Source organism: Streptomyces acidicola (genome assembly GCF_009377235.1).
Taxonomy (GTDB): Bacteria; Actinomycetota; Actinomycetes; order Streptomycetales; family Streptomycetaceae; genus Streptomyces; species Streptomyces acidicola.
In genome coordinates, this window is the sequence record NZ_VMNX01000024.1 from 18,827 (window position 1) to 38,693 (window position 19,867).

The following is a 19,867-nucleotide window of genomic DNA, read 5'->3' on the forward strand; positions in this document are numbered from 1 at the left end:
CACACGGCTCGGCGCGACCGGTGCCGACAGGCTGTCCGGCACCCCTCGGGCGTTTCTCGAGCCACGATGGAGCGCACCGGCCCCGCCCGGACGCGGGGCCGCTGTCGAGCCCGGCTCGAATGGGTCTTGAGGCCGCACGGGCACTGTCCAGCGACGTCGTGTCATCCGTCGCCATCAGTCGTCGTCCGCCGTGGGGCGGGCGCAGAAGTGAGGGCCCATGATCGAACTGCTGGGCACGGCTGCCGTCATCGGCAGCGGCATCGTGGCGGGAGTGTTCTTCGCCGTGGCGGTCAGTGTGCTGCCGGCGGTGCAGACGCTGCCCGCGGACCGGTACGTGGAACTCCACCGCAAACTCGGCGAGGGCTACCACCCGGTGATGCCGCTGGTGGTCACGGTGGGAGTCCTCGCCGACCTCGCCCTGCTGTTCGTGGCCGACGGCGGCACCGTCCGCGCGCTGTTCGGCGTGGCGCTGCTGGCCATGGTCGGAGTACAGGTCGTCTCCCAGTTCGGCAACGTGCCGATCAACAAGAAGGTGCACGCCCTGGACCCGGCGGCCCTGCCGGCCGACTGGCAGGACCCGCGGCTGCCCTGGCGCTCCTGGCACCGGCTGCGGACCGTGTTCGCGCTGGCCGCGCTGGCCGTCAACGCCCTGGCCGTGGCGCTGCTGTCATGAGCGCCACGCCCAGGCCCCCCGTGGCCCCGGAGGGCCCGCCGACCGCACCCGCGACCCGGCGCCCGATGCGGGCGCTGGCCGTGGTCCTGCTGGCCGCGTTCATGAACCAGTTCGACGTCATGGGCGTCAACGTCGCAGTGCCCGAGATCCAGCACGATCTCGGCGCCGGGGAGGCCGCCGCGCAGTGGGTGCTCGCCGGATACGCCCTGCCCTTCGCCCTGCTGCTGGTCACCGGCGGCCGGCTGGGCGACCTCGTGGGGCGCCGCCGTGTCTTCCTCGCCGGGACCGTGGGGTTCACCCTCGCCTCGGCGCTGGCCGCGGCGGCCGGCAGCGTGCCGCTGCTGGTGCTCGCCCGGGTCCTGCAGGGGGCCTCGGCCGCCCTGATGGGACCTCAGGTCCTCACGGTGCTCCAGCTGATGGTGCCGCCCGCCCGCCGCGGCCCGGCGATGGGCCTGTACGCTGCCGTGATCGGTCTGGCCAGTGTGGCCGGACCCGTTCTGGGCGGGGTTCTGGTGCAGGCCGACCTGTTCGGCTGGGGCTGGCGCGCCCTGTTCCTCGTGAACCTGCCCGTCGGCGTGCTGGCCGTGATCGGCGGGCTCCGCTACCTGGGGGAGTCCCGGGAACCGGACGGCCGCCGCCTCGACCTGGCCGGGGTGGGGCTCGCGGCCGTGGCGCTGCTGCTGTTCCTGTGCCCACTGACCTACGGCAGGGAACTGGGCTGGCCCTGGTGGGCGTGGGCGGCGCTGGCCGCCTCGGCACCGGCGCTGGGACTGCTCGTGGCACACCAGCGACGGCGCGAACGGGCGGGCGGTGCCCCGCTGATCGCCCTGCACCTGTTCGGCGGGCGGGTCTTCACGGCCGGCGTGCTGGTGACGTTCAACCTCGCCGCGCTGATGACCGGGTTCTTCTTCGTCTTCGTCCTGTTCCTCCAGCACGCCCTCGGCTTCGACGCCCAGCGGGCCGGACAGTGCCTGCTGCCGTGGGCGCTCGGCACCGCGCTCTCCTCCTTCCTGGCGATCCCCCTGGCCCGCAGGCACGGGCGGCGGGTGCTGATCGGCGGCAACCTCGCGGCGGTGGCCGGCGTGACGCTGCTGACGGTCACCGTCGCGGCCGCGGGACGCTCCCTCACGGTGCCTGCGGTGGTGCCGGGACTGCTGCTGTTCGGGATCGGCATCGGCCTGGTCAGCACACCCGTCCTCAACGTCACGCTCAGCGGTGTCGCGCGGGCCGACGCGGGCTCCGCGTCCGGGGTGTTCTCCACCTTCCGGCAGGCGGGCGCCGCCGTCGGCGTCGCCGTCACCGGCGGGGTGTTCTACGCGCTCGTGGACGACCCGGCCGCCGCGCGCCCGGGCGACTACGTGGACGCCGTCGTCGTGACCATGCTGGCCCAACTCGCCGTCGTCCTGGTCACGTTGGGCCTGGTGTTCCTGCTGCCCCGGGAGGACGGCGCCTCGCACGGCCGCAAGTGAGCCCCGCGGACGAACGTCGGCCCCGGCCGCCGGACGAACCGGCGGCCGGGGCCGCGGCGACGGGGGAGGAGGCGCCTCAGCCCGCCGCCGGCGTACGGCGCCGCAGTCGCCGTACGCCCCGGACGACGGCTGTGACGATGCCGATGAGCATGATGCCGCCCCACAGCATGTCCGGCACGTTCGTCCCGGCCGGGACGGCGCACACCAGGAACAGCGCGGCCAGCCCCCAGGTCCGCCGGTCCGGGCCCGGACCGGCGCGACGGGCCCGCAGCGCGAGACAGGCCGCCGGCAGCAGCAGGACCAGGGACCACCACATGGGCGGCTCGTAGCCGTCCACCGCGTCCTTGACCGGGGTTGTCACCAGCATCAGCGGCAGCACCCAGACCGCGACGAAGTAGCAGCCGGTCACCACCGCGGCAACCGTCCACCACTTCCCGCCGGGAGAGGTGCGGAAGGCGATGTCGGCCCGGTCGGCGATGTTGAACGGCGAGTACAGCCGGTGCCTGCGCCGCCCGGTCACCAGCGCCGGCAACGCCGTCACCTCGGCGCCCGCGTACCGGGTCAACGGGCACAGCACGAACCCGAGCAGCGTGTACAGGCCCAGCCCGTCGTGCAGGGCGGCCGGGCCGATGTCCAGTGGGTAGAGCAGCGACGGCAGCAGGAACAGCGCGGTGCCCGTCCACGGGCTCACTCGGTCCAGCAACCGTGCCGACAGCAGCCGGTAGGCCACCGTGTAGGCGACGGCGACCAGGACGAAGCACAGCACCGTGCGCAGGAAGTAGGCCCCGTCGAACCGGCTGTCACGGTCCACCCGGTACCACACGGCGACGGCCGCGAACAGCAGCCGCAGCGCCCGTCCCGCCGCCGGCATGTCCAGGCCGACGACGGGACGGCCGTCCGCGTCGGGGACGTTCTCGGGCGGCCGCAGGGCCGCCCGTGGTTCGCTCGTCATTGCGCACACCTCCGGAGTGCGGAAAGGGAAGAGCCCCGCGGCAGAGGGGGCGGGGCCCGGAGCGCGGCGACCGGGCCTAGACCAACACGCCGATCGCCACGCCGTTGACGCCGAGCGCGACGAGGGTGAAGGAGGCGCGCACCAGGTTCCAGTTGCGCCAGCGCACCCGCCGGTGCACCAGCCGGTCGAAGTCCGGCGGCAGGGAGTCGGGGTCGAGCGTCTTGAGCCACTTGTTGATCGGGACGTTCCGCGTCAGCGAGACGAGGACGGTACCGGTCAGCAACACGACCGCCACGGCGTACAGCGCCTGCGCGGCGTCCCGGGGGGCCACCACCGCCAGCGCCAGGTTCGCCGCCAGCGCGGTGAGCAGACACGCCGGCATGAAGGGGTCGAACCGTGTCACCAGCAGCTGGTGCAGGGCGACGTATCGCTGCGGCGGCAGCGTCAGCAGAAGGGGCGCGCCGAGCACGGCGATCATCATGCCGCCCGCCGCCATGCCGCCGGCGACCACGGCCACCGGCACCAGGATGTGCGTCCACCAGTCCATGACTCAGACCTCTCCGTCCACCCGGGCCTCACGGCCGCCGACCTGGGCGCCCAGCCTCGGGGGGCGATCTCGAGCACGCGCGGAGGATCGCTGGAGAGACGCGCCCCCGGGCCGCCCGAGCCGGGGGTTCAGGACGCCTCCACGGGTATTCGAGAGGCCGTGCCCAGGCTTCGTCCGGTCGAGCCTGGAGGTGAGCGCGGTGGAACCCACGCGAACGGCCCCGTATCTGCTGCTGTGGTCGGCGCCGGACGAGAAACGCGAGAGCCGTCGGCGGTACGCGATGCGCCGGTACCTGACCCTGGACGACACGCCGGACCGGCTGCCGCGTGCGGTCCGGCTCGTCGCCGACCGGCGCGGCACGGGCCTCGTGCGGGGCGCCGCCGTCGCCGGCACCGTCGACGAGGCCGTGGGGGCCCTGAGCGGCGGTCACCCGCCCCGCCCCCCGCGGCACCGCCCCGTCGTCCTGCTCTTCCCCGGCCAGGGCACGCAGCACCTCGGCATGGCCACCGGGCTGTACGGCTACGAGCCGCTGTTCACCCAGGCACTTGACCGGGTCTTCGCCGCACTCGGACCCGAGGGACACCGGCTGCGCGACGAATGGCTCTCGGGTGACCCGGACGTGCCGCTCGACGACGCGACCCGCGCCCAGCCGCTGCTCTTCGGCATCGGGTACGCGCTGGGCCGCATGGTGCTCGGCTGGGGCGTCACCCCCGCCGCGCTCCTCGGACACAGCGTCGGTGAGCTCGTGGCGGCCACCGTCGCGGGCGTGTTCACCCTGCCGGACGCCGTCCGTGTGCTGCGCGACCGGGTCGACGCGGCGGTCGCGACCGGGCCGGGCGGCATGCTCGCGGTCGCCGCGTCCGTGGACGAACTCGCCGGATACCTGCCGACCGGCGGCCAGGTGGTGGCCGCCGCCGTCAACGCGCCCCGGCAGACCCTGCTGGCCGGCCCCGACCCGCAGTTGCGGCAGGTCGAGGAGAAGCTGCGCGCCGACGGCCTGACCTGCCGTCGGGCGGCCGCGCGGCAGGCGTTCCACAGCCCCGTCATGAAACGGGCCGCAGAGCGGGGCCGCGACCTGGTGGCGGCGGTCCGGCCCGGGGCACCGGCCTGGCCGCTGTACTCGGGCTACACCGGCGGTCCGCTCGACGCCGCCCACGCGGTCCGGCCGGAGTTCTGGGCCCGGCAGCTCGCGGACCCCGTGCTGTTCTGGCCCGCCCTCGACGCGCTGCTCGCCACCGGCGGCCACCTGCTGCTGGAGGCCGGCCCCGGGCAGGGCCTCACCGCCATCGCCCGCCAGCACCGCTCGGTCCGCTCCGGCGCCAGCACCGCCGTACCCCTGCTTCCGGCCCGGCCGGGCCCGCCGGAACGCGACCGGCGCACACTGCTGACGGCGGCCGGACAGCTGTGGACCGAGGGCCACGCCCTGGAACCGCTCGCCCCGGACACGGTTTGCCCGTGACACCGGTACGGACGCGGCGGTGCCGTCGAGGTGAGTACGGACGGGCGGCAGGCGGCCGGGGCGAACGTACGGGTCACGTTCGTGACGCCGGTGCCGACACGACGGCGTGTTGCGGCACCGGGCGCGCGCGTGTGGCTGACCGGCCCGCGTCTGCGCGCGGCCGGTGCGCGACCGTGCCGCCCTTCCGCCCGTGCCGTCCGGCCGGTCCTTGACCGTCCTCCTTCCGCCCCGTTCCGGTCGGCTCTTGACCGTCGGCCCCACCGTCCCGTCCGGTCAGCCTTCGACCGTTCCGCCCCGCTTCAGGAGAAGCCACCGTGTTCGAGATGCTGCTCAACGCCGACATGCAGGCCGCGGCGCTCAACGTACTGATCTGGACGACGGCCGCGCTCTGCGCGGGGCGGTGGCCGGTGGAGCGGTCCCGGCGGCGTGGCCGGGCGCGGGCCGTGACGCTGCTGGCCCTCGTGGGGATCGGCATGCTGGTCGTCCTGATGAGGATCACCACCGTCACGCTGATGGGCCGGGAGGCCTGGCTGTTCGCCGTCGACCGGGTCGCCGTGGCCCTGCCGGCGCTGGCCGTGCCGGCCGCCGCGGCCCTGGTCGGCACCCTGCCGCGCCTGGTGACCTGGGTCCGGCGACCGTCCCTGGAGACCCGTATCGCGGCCTTCGCGCCGACGGCCGTCGTGCCCCTGCAGACCGGCGCACTGGGAGCACTCGTCGGGCTGTGGACGGCGCTGTTCACCGTCCTGGCCCCGCCCCTGCTGGGGCCCGCGCTGCTGATCCACTCGGCGGTGGTGCTGTTCGCCGCCCTCGCCTGGTTCTGCCAGACCCGCCGCTGGCTCGCCGCCCGCTCCCGACCGCGCCGCCGGGCCTCCCGCCCGGTGCGGGCGTTGCGGGCCGTGGCCGCGGTGACCGCGGTCGCCGTCGCCGGCACCGCGACGGTGAACCTGGCCGCCGCGAGCAGCAAGCTGCCGGACAGCATGAGCATGGCGCCCGCCGACGGCGCGGCGGGCGGACACCACGACGGCGGGGAGTCCGCGGCCGCAGGCGGCACGACCTCCGTGACCGCCCTGACCGGCCCCCGCGACGAGCGCCCCGACCGCCGCTTCACGCTGGTGGCCGCGGAGAAGACCGTACGACTCGCCTCCGGCCGAACCGTGCGTGCCTGGGCGTTCGACGGCCAGCTCCCGGGGCCGACCCTGCGGGTGCGGCAGGGCCAGCTGGTGGAGGTCACCGTACGGAACGAACTGCCCGGTGCGAACGTTGCCGTCCACTGGCACGGGGTCGACGTGCCGAACGCCGAGGACGGTGTCCCCGGCGTCACCCAGAACGCGATCCGTCCCGGCGGCACCCATGTCTACCGCTTCCGTCCCGACGAGTCCGGCACCCACTGGTACCACTCCCACCAGCAGACCTCCGTGCAGCAGATGAAGGGGCTCTTCGGCGCGCTGATCATCGACCCGCCGAAGCCCGCTCCGGTGGACCACGACTGGTACCTCGCCATGCATTCCTGGAAGACCGAGGACGGCGCCACCGTGCCCGCGCTCGGCCTCGCCGACCGCCTGGAGCGCCGCCGGGCAGCGCCGGGCGAGCGGGTGCGGCTGCGGCTGCTCAACTCCGACCGTCTCACCCACGAGTTCTCCCTCACCGGCACCTCCTTCCGGGTCACCGCCCTCGACGGCAACGCCGTGCGCGGTCCCACGCCGGTGAGCGACCGGAAGCTGGCCATCGGCGCGGGCGGCCGCTACGACGTCGAGTTCGTCATGCCGGACCGGCCCGTGCGTCTCACCGAGATCCAGGACTTCGTGGGAGCCCGCGACCGGGGCCTGCTGATCAGCGCGGACGGGCGCGGCGAGGTGACACCGGACCTCCCCTCGCGCGAGTTCGACCCCACGCCCTACGGCACGCCCGCGCCGACGCCGTTCGGCCCCGGCAGCCGCTTCACCCGTACCAAGACGATGGTGTTCGACAACGAGATCGGCTTCTACGACGGCCGGTTCCGCGTCACCTGGACGGTCAACGGCATGGCCTTCCCCGATGCCCCGAACCTCACCGTCCGCGAGGGCGACCTGGTCCGGCTGCGGTTCGCCAACCGCAGCCACTTCGACCATCCCATGCATCTGCACGGCCATCACGTCCTGGTGCTGAGCCGCAACGGCCGTCCGGTGACCGGAAGTCCGGTGTGGCTGGACACGGTGAACGTCCGCGTCGGCGAGGTCTGGGAGGTCGCCTTCCGGGCCGACAACCCCGGCATCTGGATGGACCACTGCCACATCGGCGACCACGCCGTGCTGGGGATGATGATGCATCTGTCGTACGAGAACGTGACCTCGCCCTACCGGGTCGGGCGGGCCACTGGCAACCGGGCCGAATGACCGGCCGCGCGGACCGCATGCCCACGATGCCCACGAGACGAGAATCAGGAGAGCGGACGTGACGGATACGCACGACGGGCCCCGCGACGCCGGCCGGCGGTTCTCGCCCGGTGCCCTGCCCGGCATGACCTCCGGCCACCAGCTGATGTTCTTCCCGGTGGCTGCCGCGGTCAGCCGCGCGATCTGGGCGCTGGCCCGGCTCGGCGTCGCCGACCGCCTGGCCGACGGCCCGCGCGACGCGACCGACTTGGCCGAGGCCGTCGGCGCCGACCCCGACGCGCTCGCCCGGGCGCTGCGGGCGGCCGCCGCGCTGGGCGTTTTCACCCAGGGGCCGGACGGCCGCTTCGGCCTCACCCCGGCCGCGGAACTGCTGCGCTCGGACGTGCCCGAGTCCCGCCGCGACCAGGTGCTGCTGTACGGCGACCCACTCACCTGGCTGCCGTACCGCGACATCCTCGACACCCTGCGCACCGGCGAACCGGCCTTCCCGAAGATCTTCGGGCAGCCGTACCACGACCATCTGCGGGCAGACGCAGACGCCGCCGGACGCGTCGCCCGGGCCGTGGCGAGCACCCACCGTGGCAACCTGGACTACCTGACCTCGCTGATCGACCTGGGCCCCATCTCCCGCGTGGCCGAACTGCGCGGGGACGGCCTGTTCCTCCAGGCGCTGCTGGACCGCCACCCACACTGCTCCGGGACCGTGGCCGACGACACCGCGACCGTGCCCCCGGACACGCAGGCCCTCGTACTCAAGCAGGTGCTGCACGACCTGCCCGACGCGGACGCGGTGCGTGTGCTGCGGACCGTGCGGGAGGCATTGGGACAGGATCCCGAGCGGCGGCTGTTCGTCCTGGAGCGGGTGGTCGGCGCGGCCTCCCCGGATCTCGCGGCCGTCGTGGACCTGGACATGCTGCTGATCACCGGCGGTCGCGAGCGCACCGCCGTGGAATGGGGCGAGTTGTTCACTGCCGGCGGCTTCGACCTGCTCGCGGCCCCGGCCGGGAGCGGCTGGACAGCCTTCGAGTGCCGACCGGTCCACGGTCCGACCACCGCCCCTGCGGGCTGACTCGGCGAAGGACTGAGCCTGAGCTTGACTCTGTAGGGATCTTGCATCGATCGGGGAACTTGTATCTGTCGGTGTCAGTCGCTGACGGCTCGCGGCAGCGGCGCATGCCCTGTCCATGGGCGAATTCGTTGACGGTCCCCTCCACTTTGGAGCGAACCGCATACCGGGCTTGCCACTTGGGCGTCTGCTGCTCGGCACGGACGCATACGCGCAGATCGCGGATTTCTCGCGGCGGGAAGCCCACATTCCGGGCACTTTCGCGGGAGGTTGTGCACCGGGTTCGGACCGCGCACGGTGGGCACTGCCCCTTGGTGAAGGTGGACGCTCAGGGGCGCCAGTTCCGCGTGGAGGGTCTCGGTGCATCCCTTGACGGCGAACTTCGTGGAGGCGTGGATGCCCCAGCCCGGCACGGTGGCGAAGCCCGCGATGGAGCTGATGGCGGCGAGCAGGCCGGCGCCGGCGTTGTTGACCAGGATGTCGATGCATCCGAACCGTTCGACTGCTGCGTCGACAGCCGCCTGGTCACTTTCGAGGTCGGTCACGTCCAACGGCACGGCCGGCAGCGCGTCACCGGCGTCGCGGAGTTGCTCGCGGACGGCCTTCGCCTTCCGTGCGGTTGCCACCACCTGATGTCCTGCCGCGAGCGCCGCGCGCGTGATTTCCAGGCCGAAGCCCCGGAACGATCCAGTGATGCACCAACGCTCATTGTCCTGTCCAGCGTTCAGGCAGTGTGCAGGTCGAAGGCCGCGCGGTTCCGGGCGATGAAGCCCTCGACGTCGAGGGGGTCGCTGCCGCCGATCGTCTTCACCAGGTCGTCGGTGCCGGCGAAGACGCCGTTGCGGTAGTCGACGGCCACGGCGAGCAGGTGCTGGATCAGGTGGTCCGGCGCGCCGCGCCCGCGCAGGATGGCGGCGAATTCGTCGAGTTCGATGGGAACGTAGGTGACTTCACGGTCCAGAGCCCGCGACATCTTCTCGGCGATCTCGTAGTGGTTGAGCTCCTCGGCTCCGTACAGCGGGTAGATCTGGCCGGCGTGCGGGGCGGGGTCTTCCAGGATGGCCGCGATCACCTTCGCCTGGTCGCTTTCCGCGATGGGGGCGTGGCGTCCGTCGGCGAACGGCAGGCGCAGTTCGCCGGTTCCGTCGGCCCAGGTGTCGATCAGCCATTGGGCGAAGAACGTCGGGCGGATGTGGGTGACGGGGACCGGGAAGTGGTCCAGGACGCGTTCGGCCACCCAGTGCTGGCGTGCCGCGTTGCTGGCGGTTTTGCGGCGGGCGGAGACCTGCGACATGTTCACGATCGCCCGGACCCCGTTCTCCTCCGCCGCCTGGGCCACGTTCGCGGTGGCGTCCATCAGGCCGGGGCGGATCGGATAGGTGAAGTACAGGGCGTCGATCCCCTTGGTCGCCTGGGCCAGGGAGTCCAGGTCGAGGACGTCGCCTTCCACGACGTCCGCTCCGAGGGCGGTGAGCCGCTCGGCGCGGACGTCGAGACCGCGGACGAGTGCGCGGACGCGGTGCCCACGCTGGAGCAGGAGTTCGCTGGTGTGGCCGCCGGTTTTACCGGTGGCCCCGATCACGAGGAGGTTGCGTTCCATGATGGTGATCTCCCTTTCTTGAGAGGGAGCTGGTGGGAACTCCACTGTCACTCCTTCGAGTGGGTGCCGCACGAAATGAGTGAGAGGCGGTGCGATGCCCGTCCAGCAGGAGGCTGTGGTTGTGGGCCCGCCCTGAGCAGCAGCGGCTCTGTGGTCAGGGTGTGTGGCGGGGCCGGAGCGCGAACAGCGCGGTGGCAGCGGCCAATCCGGCGCGAGCACGGCGCTGCCGGTGGCTGCGTGTTCGGGTGCGAGGGTGCCTCCGGCGGCGAACAGCCGCCGGAGGCCGAGCCAGTCGCGCTCGCCCACCTGCGCGCCGCCGCGTTCCGGGGCGGAGAACTGCTGGACCAGGCAGCCTGCGAGTCCACACCCCTGCGTGACGCGTACTGCGGAGTGCGGACCCTCTCAAGCAAGCTCCGGAGCTTCTGGCCGACGGAGACCTGCGCTTACTCAACTTCTTGCCGACCCGCAGCCCCGTTCCACCTCGTCATGCCCGGTTTACCCTCCCGCTGCACCTGCCCACGGATTGCTACGCAACCTTGGCAGGAACGTCGCGAACGACCTCGGTCAGCTCGCCGGAACCGATGTCGTAGAAAAGGCCGTAGATCTCAATGTGCTTCGGGGTGCCCGGGCTGTTGCGGATCAGGCTTACATCGTAGTTGAGTGATTTTTCGAAGTCGGCGATGGAGATGCCGTCCCAGTCGTACAGTGACGAGATGTCGGTGTGATGCTCATGTTTCCACGCAGCGGAGATTCCCTCTGCCGTGAAAGAGGTGGCGCCGCAGAAGGAGTGGTGTACGACGACAACCCGCTCGATTCCGAAGAGGTGCTGGGAGACCGTGATCGAGCGAAGAGCGTCCGCTGCGCGTCCACCCCCGACGATGAGGGGGAACACCGTCGCTGTGGAACCTATCTTCCTGTCGGCCTCGTCGAGAACAAGGTCACCAGGGTAAACCTCGTCACCGAAGTAATCGGCCACCGCTTGCGCGGCGTCAGCCGCCCGAGGGTCAAAGCAGTAGATAGCGATCGTCCGGACGGGAATTGAACTGGTGATGACCTCCCGAGCTGTCGGCTCGCTGTAGCCTGGCTGCCCTCGGAAAGTGAATTCGACAAAATTCGACATAATTAACTCCGATTCTCGCGATACAGTCCCGCGCTTTTCACGCAAAGCGCGGGATACTCAAAATGTGCGATAGAGGTATAGCGCCGCCTCTGTGACCTTCCGGTGGGCGATGCCGACTGAAGTGCGTGCAATGGCGCGCCAGGCGATGCCGATGCATCGCTCCTCGACGCCACGCCCACATGACCTGACTGATACCCGAGCCGTGCTGGGCTTTCCTGGAAACAGGACACGCAGCGCCGGACGATTGCGGCGGGTGGACGCCGGGATACTGGGGACAGAGGCGCCGACGGTCACTTGGATTGGAGGTCGCCTACGACGTCGAGAGCGTACGGCCACCGGCCACCGGCCTGCTGCCGATGATGGTCAGAACGTTCGTAACCAGGGCGACGCCTTCGGCAAGGTGAATGCTGCGCAGGTCGAGCGTCACCCGGGGCTCAGAATCGAGGAGTCCGGTCGGGGCTACGCGGATGGCGTCGGCGCCGTGCAGGTTGCTGACCCAGCCGACGAAGAGTGACTTAGCGAGGGCCTCTCACCTACTCCCCCCACGGGCCATTGGCTACGCCACGCTCCATGAAGGTGACTCCATCTGCTTCCCGCTCACGCGCCAGGTGGTAGGCGAGCGCGTAGGGGGGCGCGGCGGTCTCGGAGCGGGCTCCGTGGGCGAGGACTTCGTCGGCAAAATGGCGGACCCATTCGAGCCGTGGGTAGGCGGCATGGATCTGCCTCTGTTCCTTGGCCACGAGGTCGAAATGTTTGCCGAAGTCTATCCAGATGCCTTCGTAGGTGAGGTGGGTCAGCAGTCCCATTCGTTCGGGGATCTGCGGAGTGCTGTGAAGAGCGATCGCCTCCCAGACCCGGTCGACGTCCCGGGCGGGAGTGCCGAGATCGGTCAGCAGCGTGGCGGCAAGATCGGCGCCTTCCATCTCGAACCGGAGCCGGCCGGGTGCGTCGGGGCCTGTTCCCAGGTCGTGCATCACATGGGCGGCGAAGAGGAGTTCCTCGTCGTAGTCCGCGTCGTTCAGGACGCCTTTGTGGGCGGCGAACAGACGGGCCCAGTAGAAACCGCGAATGCTGTGGTTGAGCACAGACGGATGCACCGCCGCACGTGCCGCGGCGAGGCTTGCCTCGATCAGCGGCCCAGTAGGAAGAGCGAGTACCTCGTTCTGCAGCCCTTCCGAGAGGGCGGGAGTGCCGGTCATGTCTCGACGTTATGAGACCGGCCCTCCTGCCGAAAGTGGCACGGATGCCAACCAGCGCTACAGTCGTGCCACTATGACAAACAGACACCACGTTGCAGTGCTCGTATTGCCCGGTGTGCTCCCGCTCGAGTTCGGTACCGCGACGCAGATCTTCGCAATGGACCCCCACTATGAGATGACCGTGTGCGGTGACACCGACACCGGCCTGGTGCCGGGGTGCGGCTTCGCGATCACCGTCGCGGCCGGCCTCGAGGCGCTGGACGATGCAGACACTGTGATCATTCCGGGTTATGACGACATTGACGCGACCCCGTCAGCTGAGCTTCTTGTGGCGCTACGAGCAGCTCACGCCCGAGGCGTCCGACTCGTCTCCATCTGCACCGCGGCTTTCGTCCTTGCCGCGGCCGGGCTGCTCGACGGGCGCCCCGCGACCACACACTGGCGGCACGCCGGGCAATTGCGTCAGCGCTACCCACACGTCGATGTCGTGCCAAATCAGCTCTATGTCGACGACGGAGATATCCTCACGTCCGCCGGCGTGACTGCGGGAATTGACTTGTGCCTGCACCTGATCCGCACCGACCTGGGCGCCGCAGCAGCGAACACACACGCACGCGGTCTCGTCGCGCCGCCACGGCGACGGGGAGGCCAAGCACAGTTCGTCGAACAATTCCGCCCCGAAGCGAGCGCAGATGAACTTGCACCTCTGCGGGAGTGGATGCTTGACAACCTTGCGAAGCCCCTGACCATCGGCCACCTCGCAGAACGCGCCCATATGTCGCGGCGGACCCTGATCCGCCGCTTCAGCGAGGAGACCGGCACTCCGCCCATAACCTGGCTGACCGACGCACGCATTGACCGAGCACGCGAACTCCTGGAGGCGACCACCGTGCCCATCGAGCAGATCGGCCGCCTGACCGGTCTCGGTGCCCCCGCTTCCTTGCGGGCCGCATTCCATCGGCGCGTTGGCACCTCCCCTCAGGAGTACCGGACCCTGTTCCGCCACAAGGACGTGATGGCGGACGCATGACCGTCAAACCTTGGCCGCAAGACGGGCATGCATCACTCCTGCCTTCACTTGAGTCCTCGTAGATTCGCCGAAGGTGACGGCTGCCCCCAGACACGTTCCCTGCCAACCAGTCATCCGCTGACTGGACGGCGAGTTGCCGAAAGGCACGTCGGTAGGCGGCTGGGGTAGTGCCGAGAGCCAAGTGGAAGTGTGCGCCTCGACGACTGCCGGGTCCACGGAACGGATCCCAGAAAGGGTCGGGGTCATCCCCCAGGGCAGGGTCCCACGTCATGGCCCGCCGCCTCACCGGCACGAACCCCCCACCTGACGCGAAGTGGCGGTGAGCGCATGCCACGGCCGCGGGCCGGCGGGGAGACGGCCCTGCGGTCCGAGGTGGAGGCAGCGGAAAAGCCGTTCCTGATGTGTGTCGAGGATGTCTTCCAACGGCACCAGGGCCGGATGGTCATGCTGACGGGCCGGATCGAGCGCGGGTGGGTACGCGAGGGTGACGAGGTGGAGATCGTCAGTTTCGATGGCGGCGCGACCGCCACCGTGGGAGACATTGAGACGAGCTGTCGGCGTATCGACGAGGCGAGCGCAGACATGAACGTGGGCCTGTTGCTACCTGGCGTGGCGGCGGGCGGGGTCTGGCGGGGACAGGTGATCGCAGCGCCTGGCTCGGTCAGCGCGCATGTCGGCTTCACAGCAGAAATCTCGCTGCTGTCCGGGGACCGTGGCGCTGCCGAAGCACGTACCGGTGAGCGTCTTCAGCTTCATCTCCGCGCCGCTGTGGTTCTGGGGGCTGTAGCGCCGGCTCAGGAAGGGGACGCGCTGCAGCCACTTCACAAGGGCTTGGTGACGGTCGCGCCTGATCGGCCCGTCGCGCGGGAGGAAGGCCAGTCATTCGCTTTCCGGCACCACGGTCGTGCCGCTGGCTGCGGGATCGTGACCTGGCTCATGCTCTGAGTCTCATCAGCAGAGTCACAGCGGGATCGCTGCGACGGTGACCGCGCCGTGGAAGACATGGACGGGCTTGTCGAAGCGTGTCGAGGTAGGGCCGGCGGACGGCAGTGTGGCCGTCGTGCCCGCAGGGCGGGGAGGCGTACGGGCGCCGTCGACCTGGACCGGCGCCGACCGGCGGCCGTTGAGTCGCAGCGTGCCGAAGCTCGTCCAGGTGGCAGGCGTCCCCGCGGCAGGCCTATAGAATGTGCTATTGCACTGAGGAGGGTGCAAATGGCCGTTGGTGACAAGGGGGAAATTCATGGCGAACGCGAACCACGGGCCTCTGGGGTCCGTCGTGCCCGCCAGCAGTCTGCGTGAGCAGGCCGAGGAGGCGATCGCCGCTGCCATCGTTTCAGGTCAGATGCCTCCGGGTGAGGTGTTCTCCGCCCCAAGCCTGGCCGCCCGCTTCGGTGTCTCGGCCACGCCGGTCCGTGAGGCGATGCTCAACCTCTCCAAGCGCGGCATGGTGGACATCGTGCGCAACAAGGGGTTCCGTGTTACCGCGGTCAGTGAGGACGAAATGCGCGCGATCGTCGACGTGCGCCAGTTGTTGGAAGCCCCGGCTGTCGGGCGGCTCGCGGGGGTGCTCTCCGGGGCCGAGCTGGGCCGTTTGCGGGGTTTGGCCGAGGAGATCGTACGCGGTGCCCGCGACGCCGACCTGGCCCGCTACCTGCAGGCCGACACGACCTTCCATCTCACGCTGTTGAAGCTGGCCGGCAACATGCGGCTGCATAACATCGTGGCTGACCTGCGTGCACAGACTCGTCTGACGGGCTTGGCCGAGTTGGTGGCAACGGAGGAACTGCGGGCGTCCGCTCGCGAACACCTGGAGCTGCTGGAGCTGCTGGAAGCGGGAGACGCCGAGGAGTGCGAGCGATTGATGGTCAGGCATATTGGGCACGTGCTGGGCTGGTGGGCTGGCCACAGGGAGACGTAACGCCCTCGATGTGCGCCGCGCCAGCATGTCCCGCCGCGTGCGGGCGTTGGCGTGCCACTAACGTCCCGGGTCTCGCTTTCGCTGGGTAGGACGGCCTGGCAGTAGGCGTGTACTCGCGGTGAAGCGGTTCTCGGATGTAGAAGAGGCACGAGCCTGAGCGATCATGGCGTTCTCGGCGATCGGTGATCACCGGAGGGCTCGTGCCTGTCCAGCCGTCATGCCTGCTGGCCCCCTGCGGGACCAGCTCGCGTCCCTCCGCTCATCGCTGACCTGTCGTCTTTGAGGGGATGTGATCGCCGTTCCGGTGCACGGCTCCGGCTACGAGTGCATCGGCGGTTTCGGATGTTCGGACCGCACATCCGACGCCGTCTTGTACACCGGTGCGCGCTAGGGGCAGCCGAGTAGCTTCAGGCCCCGGCGTTGGAGGCATGCGACCGGATGATGCCTGGAACTGGACGAGCTGTCCGTGGACGGCTGCACAGCAATTGAGACCTGGGCCCTGGTATCGGGCGGAGCAGCCTTGAAGCGCGCGGTGCTCCCGGGCAACGAACCCGCCATCGCCCTCTACCGGCGCAACGGGTTCATCACCACGGGAGAGCCCGGCGACGTGTTGCCCGATGGGACGACCAGGGAACAGATCATGGTGAAGGCACTTCGCCGGGCGTGATCGGCAGGCTTGATCCACTCCGGAGATACCGTCCGAGGCCGACCACCGCCGTTCCAGCGAAACTTCACGGTCAGAGCACCAGGCAGCTTCCAGGGTCGAGACGAGCATTGAGTGTTGGCTCCGGCGGAGACGATGCCGAGCGGGATGCCGCAGGCCCCGGTGGCCATCGAGTGCTTAAGCTCTTCGATTCCATGGCCTCGCGCCTCAGAGCTGACCCAGACGGACCTCAACTCCCTGATGTCAGCGGCGCCGGGAAGGCCGCTGGCCACGCCAACGGCGTGCCCATCCAGCAGCGCGGCAACGTGGTAGGCGCCGGGAAGCTCCAGGCGGGCACGCCAGCGTTCTTCTTTGCCTCTGTCCCAGTCGGCGAGCCGGACTTTGAACGCGTTCGGCGCATCGGTCAGCGCCGCAAGGCGGAGTGTTCGCCACAACGGCCAGACGTCTGTCGTGAGAACCCGCGGAGTCACCATGCCCGCGAGTCTCATCGCAGGTAGGCGTGGAGAGCCCGCATTTGTGCGGTGTGGTTGGGTGGTTGGAGTTGGCGACGGTGAACTGGCGAAGTGGGCCGAAGTGGGCCTCGATGAGATTGGCCCAGGAGGCGTAGATCGGGGCGAGGCAGCATTCGACTTTGTTCTACTTTGCCAGTGGCGGTGTCCGCACCGCGGTGTGGGCGGAGGGTCAGGATGATGTGGATCGGGGAAGCCGTCGGAGTCGGGCGGCATGGATCGACTTCAGTGCGGCCAGGCTGCGGGCGGTGCCCTTGCGCTGGAGGTTGACGCCCCGGCGTGTGTTGTCGCCGATGGAGTAGCTGCCGTGGAAGTCGGCGACGCCGTGGCGTAGGAGTAGACACCGTAAAGCCTCACGATTGATGCGCAGGCGGTTGTCTCCGGCCGGTGCTTCCGTCAGGCGGGCGGGGGGCTCAAGGTTCAGTGGCGACGTCATTGCCAATAAAACATGGCATGTGACATAGTACTGAAATGGAGAGTTCGGACGTCGTCATTGTGGGGGCCGGCATCGTCGGGGCTGCCGTGGCCAGGCGGTTGGCTCTGGGCGGGTTTCGGGTCACCGTACTCGACCGTGGTGCTTCCGCCGGTGGAACGTCCTCCAGTGGCGAGGGGAATCTGCTCGTCTCCGACAAGGGTCCCGGCGCTGAACTGGACCTCGCGGTGCTGTCCGGCCGTCGGTGGGCCGAATTCGCCGCTGAGCTCCCTGCCGAATTGGGCCCCGGCTTCCCTGATATCGAGTTCGAGGCCAAGGGCGGCCTGGTGGTCGCGACGACCGCGACGGGGGCGGACGCTCTGCTCGCGTTCGCCGATACGCAGCGGAGCGCGGGGGTGGACGCCCGCCCGGTGACCGCCGCCGAGGCCGCCGAACTGGAGCCCGACCTCACGCCGCGCGTCGCCGCGGCTGTCTTTTATCCCGATGACGCCCAGGTGCAGCCGAGTGTCGCGACTGAGGCTCTGCTTGCCTCGGCTCGCAGGCACGGTGCGCGGCTGCGGCAGGGTGTCACTGTTCTCGGTGGCGTCGTTTCCGGGGGGCGGCTCGTTGGCGTGGACACCACTGCTGGGCGATTCGGTGCCGAGCACACAGTCGTGGCCGCCGGGCCTTGGTCGGCTGAGGTTGCCGGGAATTTCGGCGTCCGTCTTCCGGTGCTGCCCCGGCGCGGGACCGTGGTGGTCACCACGCGGATGCCGCGCCGCATCCGGCACAAGGTGTACGACGCCGACTACGTCGGCGCCGTCGAGTCGGAGCTGGCCGCCTTGCAGACTTCCAGCGTCGTCGAGTCGACGGCGGCCGGAACCGTTCTTATCGGGTCGTCGCGGGAGCGGCGTGGTTTCGACGAGCGGATCGAGGCCGCGGTGGTCGGCGAACTGGCCGCCAAGGCGCTGATCCTTTTCCCTTTCCTGGCCGACGTGCCGGTCATGCGGGCATACGGCGGGTTCCGGCCGTTCGTGCCCGATCATCTTCCGGTCATCGGGCCTGATCCGCGCCTGCCTGGCCTGTGGCACGCGACCGGGCACGAGGGCGCGGGTATCGGACTCTCGGTCGGTACGGCGGAGTTGATCGGTGCGCTCATGACCGGGGTGGAGCCGGAGATCCCGGCCGCTCCCTTCGCCGTGACGCGTGAATCGCTGAGGAAGGTGACGACCGGATGAAGATCTCCGTGACTGTGGACGGCGAGCGGCTGGGCGCCGTGGCCGGGCAGACGGTTGCCGGGTTGCTGATGTCGCGTGGCCGTGTCTCCTGGCGGACGACCTCGAGGACGGGCCGGCCTCGCGGCCTGTTCTGCGGTATCGGCGTCTGCTTCGACTGCCTGGTGACGGTGAACGGGCTCAGCGATGTGCGTGCCTGTCAACGCCGGGTGGCCGACGGTGATGTCGTCGAGACGGGGGCGGTCGATGAGCGTTGACGTGCTGGTGATCGGAGCCGGGCCGGCCGGGCTGGCCGCTGCCCGAGCTGCTCGTCGAGCGGGTGCTCGGGTCGTGTTGCTCGACTCGTCGGACGTGCTGGGTGGTCAGTTCTGGCGGCAGCCGCTCGCGGGGGGCTCTGATGCGGACATCCGCGCGTTGCAGCACAAGTGGGACCGGTTTGTCGCGCTGCGGCGGGTGCTGACGGACGATCCGGATTGCGAGATTGTCACCGGCGCCCAGGTCTGGGCGGTGGATCGCCGTGACGACGCGCCGCCGGTCGTGCACGCGCTGGTCGGCCCGGCTGACGGCGGGGACCGTCGGCGCCGGGTTTTCGTGCCACGTGCTCTGGTGCTTGCCACCGGGGCGCACGAGCGCACGCTGCCGTTCCCGGGCTGGGACCTGCCGGGTGTCTATACGGCCGGCGCTGCGCAGGCGATGGCCAAGGGCGAGGGTGTCGCTGTGGGCAAGCGGGTGCTGGTCGCGGGCACCGGGCCGTTCCTGCTTCCCGTTGCCGCCAGTCTCCTGCATGTGGGCGCGACCGTGGTCGGTGTCGTTGAGGCGAGCAGTTGGCGGCGGATCGCCCGGGGCTGGGTGCCGCGCCCCCACGAGTTGAGGCCGAAGGACCTGATGTCCAAGTCGGCCGAACTCGGCGGGTATGTACGTGCTCTGGCCGCGCGCCGCGTTCCTTACCGTACGGGCGCGGCAGTGCTGGCCGCGCATGGCGACAGCCGGGTGACCGCGGTGACCGTGGCCCGGATCGCCGACGACTGGACGCCTCGTCAGGGCACCGAGCAGCGTGTCGAAGCCGACGCTGTATGCGTCAGCCACGGTTTTGTCCCGCGTACGGAGATCGCCATCTCCGCAGGCTGCGCGCTCGCCGCCGACGGGAGCGTGCGCGTCGACGAAGAGCAGCGTACGTCGGTGCCTGGTGTCTACGCGGCCGGTGAGATCACCGGTATCGGCGGCGCCGACCTGGCCCTCGCCGAAGGGGAGGCTGCCGGGCGGGCGGCGGCGGGCCGCGCCGGAGGCGCCGCCGAGGTGGCCCGCCACCGCGCCTTCGCCGACCGTATGCACAGCGCGCACGGCATTCGTCCCGGCTGGAAGGCCTGGGTCGGCGACGACACGATCGTCTGCCGCTGCGAGGAGGTGACCGCCGGGCAGCTGCGCACTGTGCTCGCCGCGACCGAGACGCGTGGTCTGCGCTCACTCAAGCTCAGCTCACGCGCCGGTCTCGGCATCTGCCAGGGCCGCATCTGCGGCCGAAACGTTGAGGACCTGCTCCCTGACGCTCCGCTGGATCCCGGACGAACGGCGAATCGACCGATCGTTGTCCCGGTCCGGCTCGGCGAAATCGCCGCACCCCCTGTCGAACGAGAGGTATGAC

The 19,867-nt window shown here is 70.3% G+C and carries 17 protein-coding genes and 2 pseudogenes; 11 read left to right on the forward strand and 8 right to left on the reverse strand.

What is annotated here, in order from left to right; genetic code table 11:
* Positions 1-217 precede the first annotated feature (217 nt).
* Positions 218-673 carry a DUF1772 domain-containing protein gene (locus tag FPZ41_RS09900; protein ID WP_152861123.1) on the forward strand — a complete coding sequence of 152 codons (456 nt, stop codon included), beginning with the start codon at positions 218-220 and terminating at the stop codon, positions 671-673.
* Positions 670-2,142, forward strand: coding sequence for an MFS transporter (locus FPZ41_RS09905; RefSeq protein ID WP_152861125.1), 1,473 nt, complete (start codon positions 670-672; stop codon positions 2,140-2,142). Before FPZ41_RS09900 ends, FPZ41_RS09905 begins: the two co-directional genes overlap by 4 nt.
* Before the next feature lie 76 nt (positions 2,143-2,218).
* Here FPZ41_RS09905 and FPZ41_RS09910 read toward each other — a convergent pair whose 3' ends face one another.
* Both FPZ41_RS09910 and FPZ41_RS09915 read right to left on the reverse strand, forming a co-directional pair.
* Complete coding sequence (locus FPZ41_RS09910; RefSeq protein WP_152861127.1) at positions 2,219-3,094, reverse strand: DUF6410 domain-containing protein; 876 nt, start codon at positions 3,092-3,094, stop codon at positions 2,219-2,221.
* Positions 3,095-3,170: 76 nt separating this feature from the next.
* Positions 3,171-3,641 (reverse strand): DUF1772 domain-containing protein, encoded by a 471-nt coding sequence (locus FPZ41_RS09915; protein ID WP_152861129.1) that lies wholly within the window; start codon positions 3,639-3,641, stop codon positions 3,171-3,173.
* A gap of 199 nt (positions 3,642-3,840) precedes the next feature.
* Here FPZ41_RS09915 and FPZ41_RS09920 point away from each other — a divergent pair, with 199 nt between their 5' ends.
* The 3 genes from FPZ41_RS09920 (at position 3,841) to FPZ41_RS09930 (ending at position 8,541) form a co-directional block, all read left to right on the forward strand.
* Positions 3,841-5,100: an acyltransferase domain-containing protein gene (locus tag FPZ41_RS09920; RefSeq protein ID WP_322620032.1), complete on the forward strand. Its 1,260-nt coding sequence runs from the start codon at positions 3,841-3,843 to the stop codon at positions 5,098-5,100.
* Between the two features lie 323 nt (positions 5,101-5,423).
* Positions 5,424-7,472 (forward strand): multicopper oxidase family protein, encoded by a 2,049-nt coding sequence (locus tag FPZ41_RS09925; protein ID WP_228022645.1) that lies wholly within the window; start codon positions 5,424-5,426, stop codon positions 7,470-7,472.
* Positions 7,473-7,530: 58 nt separating this feature from the next.
* Positions 7,531-8,541, forward strand: a complete 1,011-nt coding sequence (locus FPZ41_RS09930) for a methyltransferase (RefSeq protein ID WP_152861133.1) — start codon at positions 7,531-7,533, stop codon at positions 8,539-8,541.
* Here the strand turns inward: FPZ41_RS09930 and FPZ41_RS48125 are convergent.
* The 5 genes and pseudogenes from FPZ41_RS48125 to FPZ41_RS09960 form a co-directional block, all read right to left on the reverse strand.
* Positions 8,438-8,800 (reverse strand): annotated as a pseudogene (locus tag FPZ41_RS48125) (hypothetical protein); the annotation flags it as partial. The gene FPZ41_RS09930 and the pseudogene FPZ41_RS48125 overlap by 104 nt on opposite strands.
* 205 nt (positions 8,801-9,005) lie before the next feature.
* A pseudogene (locus tag FPZ41_RS09940) lies at positions 9,006-9,266 on the reverse strand (SDR family NAD(P)-dependent oxidoreductase); the annotation flags it as partial.
* Positions 9,263-10,138: an NmrA family NAD(P)-binding protein gene (locus FPZ41_RS09945; protein ID WP_152861135.1), complete on the reverse strand. Its 876-nt coding sequence runs from the start codon at positions 10,136-10,138 to the stop codon at positions 9,263-9,265. The gene FPZ41_RS09945 and the pseudogene FPZ41_RS09940, both read right to left, overlap by 4 nt.
* A 526-nt stretch (positions 10,139-10,664) precedes the next feature.
* Positions 10,665-11,258, reverse strand: coding sequence for a carbonic anhydrase (locus FPZ41_RS09955; RefSeq protein WP_152861137.1), 594 nt, complete (start codon positions 11,256-11,258; stop codon positions 10,665-10,667).
* 533 nt (positions 11,259-11,791) lie between these two features.
* The gene (locus tag FPZ41_RS09960) at positions 11,792-12,457 is read right to left on the reverse strand and encodes an HD domain-containing protein (RefSeq protein ID WP_228022643.1); all 666 of its coding nucleotides are present in this window, start codon (positions 12,455-12,457) and stop codon (positions 11,792-11,794) included.
* Between the two features lie 97 nt (positions 12,458-12,554).
* Between FPZ41_RS09960 and FPZ41_RS09965 the strand changes: the two genes are divergently transcribed.
* The 3 genes from FPZ41_RS09965 to FPZ41_RS09975 all read left to right on the forward strand — a co-directional run bounded on the left by FPZ41_RS09965 (position 12,555) and on the right by FPZ41_RS09975 (position 15,405).
* Complete coding sequence (locus FPZ41_RS09965; RefSeq protein WP_322620033.1) at positions 12,555-13,487, forward strand: GlxA family transcriptional regulator; 933 nt, start codon at positions 12,555-12,557, stop codon at positions 13,485-13,487.
* A 327-nt stretch (positions 13,488-13,814) separates the two neighbouring features.
* Positions 13,815-14,432 (forward strand): EF-Tu/IF-2/RF-3 family GTPase, encoded by a 618-nt coding sequence (locus FPZ41_RS09970; protein WP_152861141.1) that lies wholly within the window; start codon positions 13,815-13,817, stop codon positions 14,430-14,432.
* 295 nt (positions 14,433-14,727) lie between these two features.
* The gene (locus tag FPZ41_RS09975) at positions 14,728-15,405 is read left to right on the forward strand and encodes a GntR family transcriptional regulator (protein WP_152861143.1); all 678 of its coding nucleotides are present in this window, start codon (positions 14,728-14,730) and stop codon (positions 15,403-15,405) included.
* A 564-nt stretch (positions 15,406-15,969) separates the two neighbouring features.
* On the opposite strand, the gene FPZ41_RS46980 is transcribed toward FPZ41_RS09975, so the two are convergent.
* The gene (locus tag FPZ41_RS46980) at positions 15,970-16,542 is read right to left on the reverse strand and encodes a GNAT family N-acetyltransferase (protein ID WP_194236043.1); all 573 of its coding nucleotides are present in this window, start codon (positions 16,540-16,542) and stop codon (positions 15,970-15,972) included.
* Positions 16,543-17,049: 507 nt separating this feature from the next.
* On the opposite strand from FPZ41_RS46980, the gene FPZ41_RS09985 reads away from it, so the two are divergent.
* Genes FPZ41_RS09985 through FPZ41_RS09995 form a run of 3 tightly spaced genes read left to right on the forward strand, consistent with a single transcriptional unit; the run spans position 17,050 to position 19,866 of the window.
* Entirely contained in the window at positions 17,050-18,228 is a 1,179-nt protein-coding gene (locus FPZ41_RS09985) for an NAD(P)/FAD-dependent oxidoreductase (RefSeq protein ID WP_152861145.1), read from the forward strand.
* Positions 18,225-18,482: a (2Fe-2S)-binding protein gene (locus tag FPZ41_RS09990; protein WP_152861147.1), complete on the forward strand. Its 258-nt coding sequence runs from the start codon at positions 18,225-18,227 to the stop codon at positions 18,480-18,482. The genes FPZ41_RS09985 and FPZ41_RS09990 overlap by 4 nt, the downstream gene beginning before the upstream one ends.
* The gene (locus FPZ41_RS09995; RefSeq protein ID WP_152861149.1) at positions 18,472-19,866 is read left to right on the forward strand and encodes an FAD-dependent oxidoreductase; all 1,395 of its coding nucleotides are present in this window, start codon (positions 18,472-18,474) and stop codon (positions 19,864-19,866) included. Before FPZ41_RS09990 ends, FPZ41_RS09995 begins: the two co-directional genes overlap by 11 nt.
* Position 19,867: the final 1 nt, after the last annotated feature.

What these genes read in the sequence shown, in the direction of transcription:
- FPZ41_RS09900 (WP_152861123.1), top strand. Translation starts at nt 218, where the DNA reads ATGATCGAACTGCTGGGCACGGCTGCCGTCATCGGCAGCGGCATCGTG.
- FPZ41_RS09905 (WP_152861125.1), top strand. Translation starts at nt 670, where the DNA reads ATGAGCGCCACGCCCAGGCCCCCCGTGGCCCCGGAGGGCCCGCCGACC.
- FPZ41_RS09910 (WP_152861127.1), bottom strand. Translation starts at nt 3,094, where the DNA reads ATGACGAGCGAACCACGGGCGGCCCTGCGGCCGCCCGAGAACGTCCCC.
- FPZ41_RS09915 (WP_152861129.1), bottom strand. Translation starts at nt 3,641, where the DNA reads ATGGACTGGTGGACGCACATCCTGGTGCCGGTGGCCGTGGTCGCCGGC.
- FPZ41_RS09925 (WP_228022645.1), top strand. Translation starts at nt 5,424, where the DNA reads ATGCTGCTCAACGCCGACATGCAGGCCGCGGCGCTCAACGTACTGATC.
- FPZ41_RS09945 (WP_152861135.1), bottom strand. Translation starts at nt 10,138, where the DNA reads ATGGAACGCAACCTCCTCGTGATCGGGGCCACCGGTAAAACCGGCGGC.
- FPZ41_RS09955 (WP_152861137.1), bottom strand. Translation starts at nt 11,258, where the DNA reads ATGTCGAATTTTGTCGAATTCACTTTCCGAGGGCAGCCAGGCTACAGC.
- FPZ41_RS09960 (WP_228022643.1), bottom strand. Translation starts at nt 12,457, where the DNA reads ATGACCGGCACTCCCGCCCTCTCGGAAGGGCTGCAGAACGAGGTACTC.
- FPZ41_RS09970 (WP_152861141.1), top strand. Translation starts at nt 13,815, where the DNA reads ATGCCACGGCCGCGGGCCGGCGGGGAGACGGCCCTGCGGTCCGAGGTG.
- FPZ41_RS09975 (WP_152861143.1), top strand. Translation starts at nt 14,728, where the DNA reads ATGGCGAACGCGAACCACGGGCCTCTGGGGTCCGTCGTGCCCGCCAGC.
- FPZ41_RS46980 (WP_194236043.1), bottom strand. Translation starts at nt 16,542, where the DNA reads ATGGTGACTCCGCGGGTTCTCACGACAGACGTCTGGCCGTTGTGGCGA.
- FPZ41_RS09985 (WP_152861145.1), top strand. Translation starts at nt 17,050, where the DNA reads ATGGAGAGTTCGGACGTCGTCATTGTGGGGGCCGGCATCGTCGGGGCT.
- FPZ41_RS09990 (WP_152861147.1), top strand. Translation starts at nt 18,225, where the DNA reads ATGAAGATCTCCGTGACTGTGGACGGCGAGCGGCTGGGCGCCGTGGCC.
- FPZ41_RS09995 (WP_152861149.1), top strand. Translation starts at nt 18,472, where the DNA reads ATGAGCGTTGACGTGCTGGTGATCGGAGCCGGGCCGGCCGGGCTGGCC.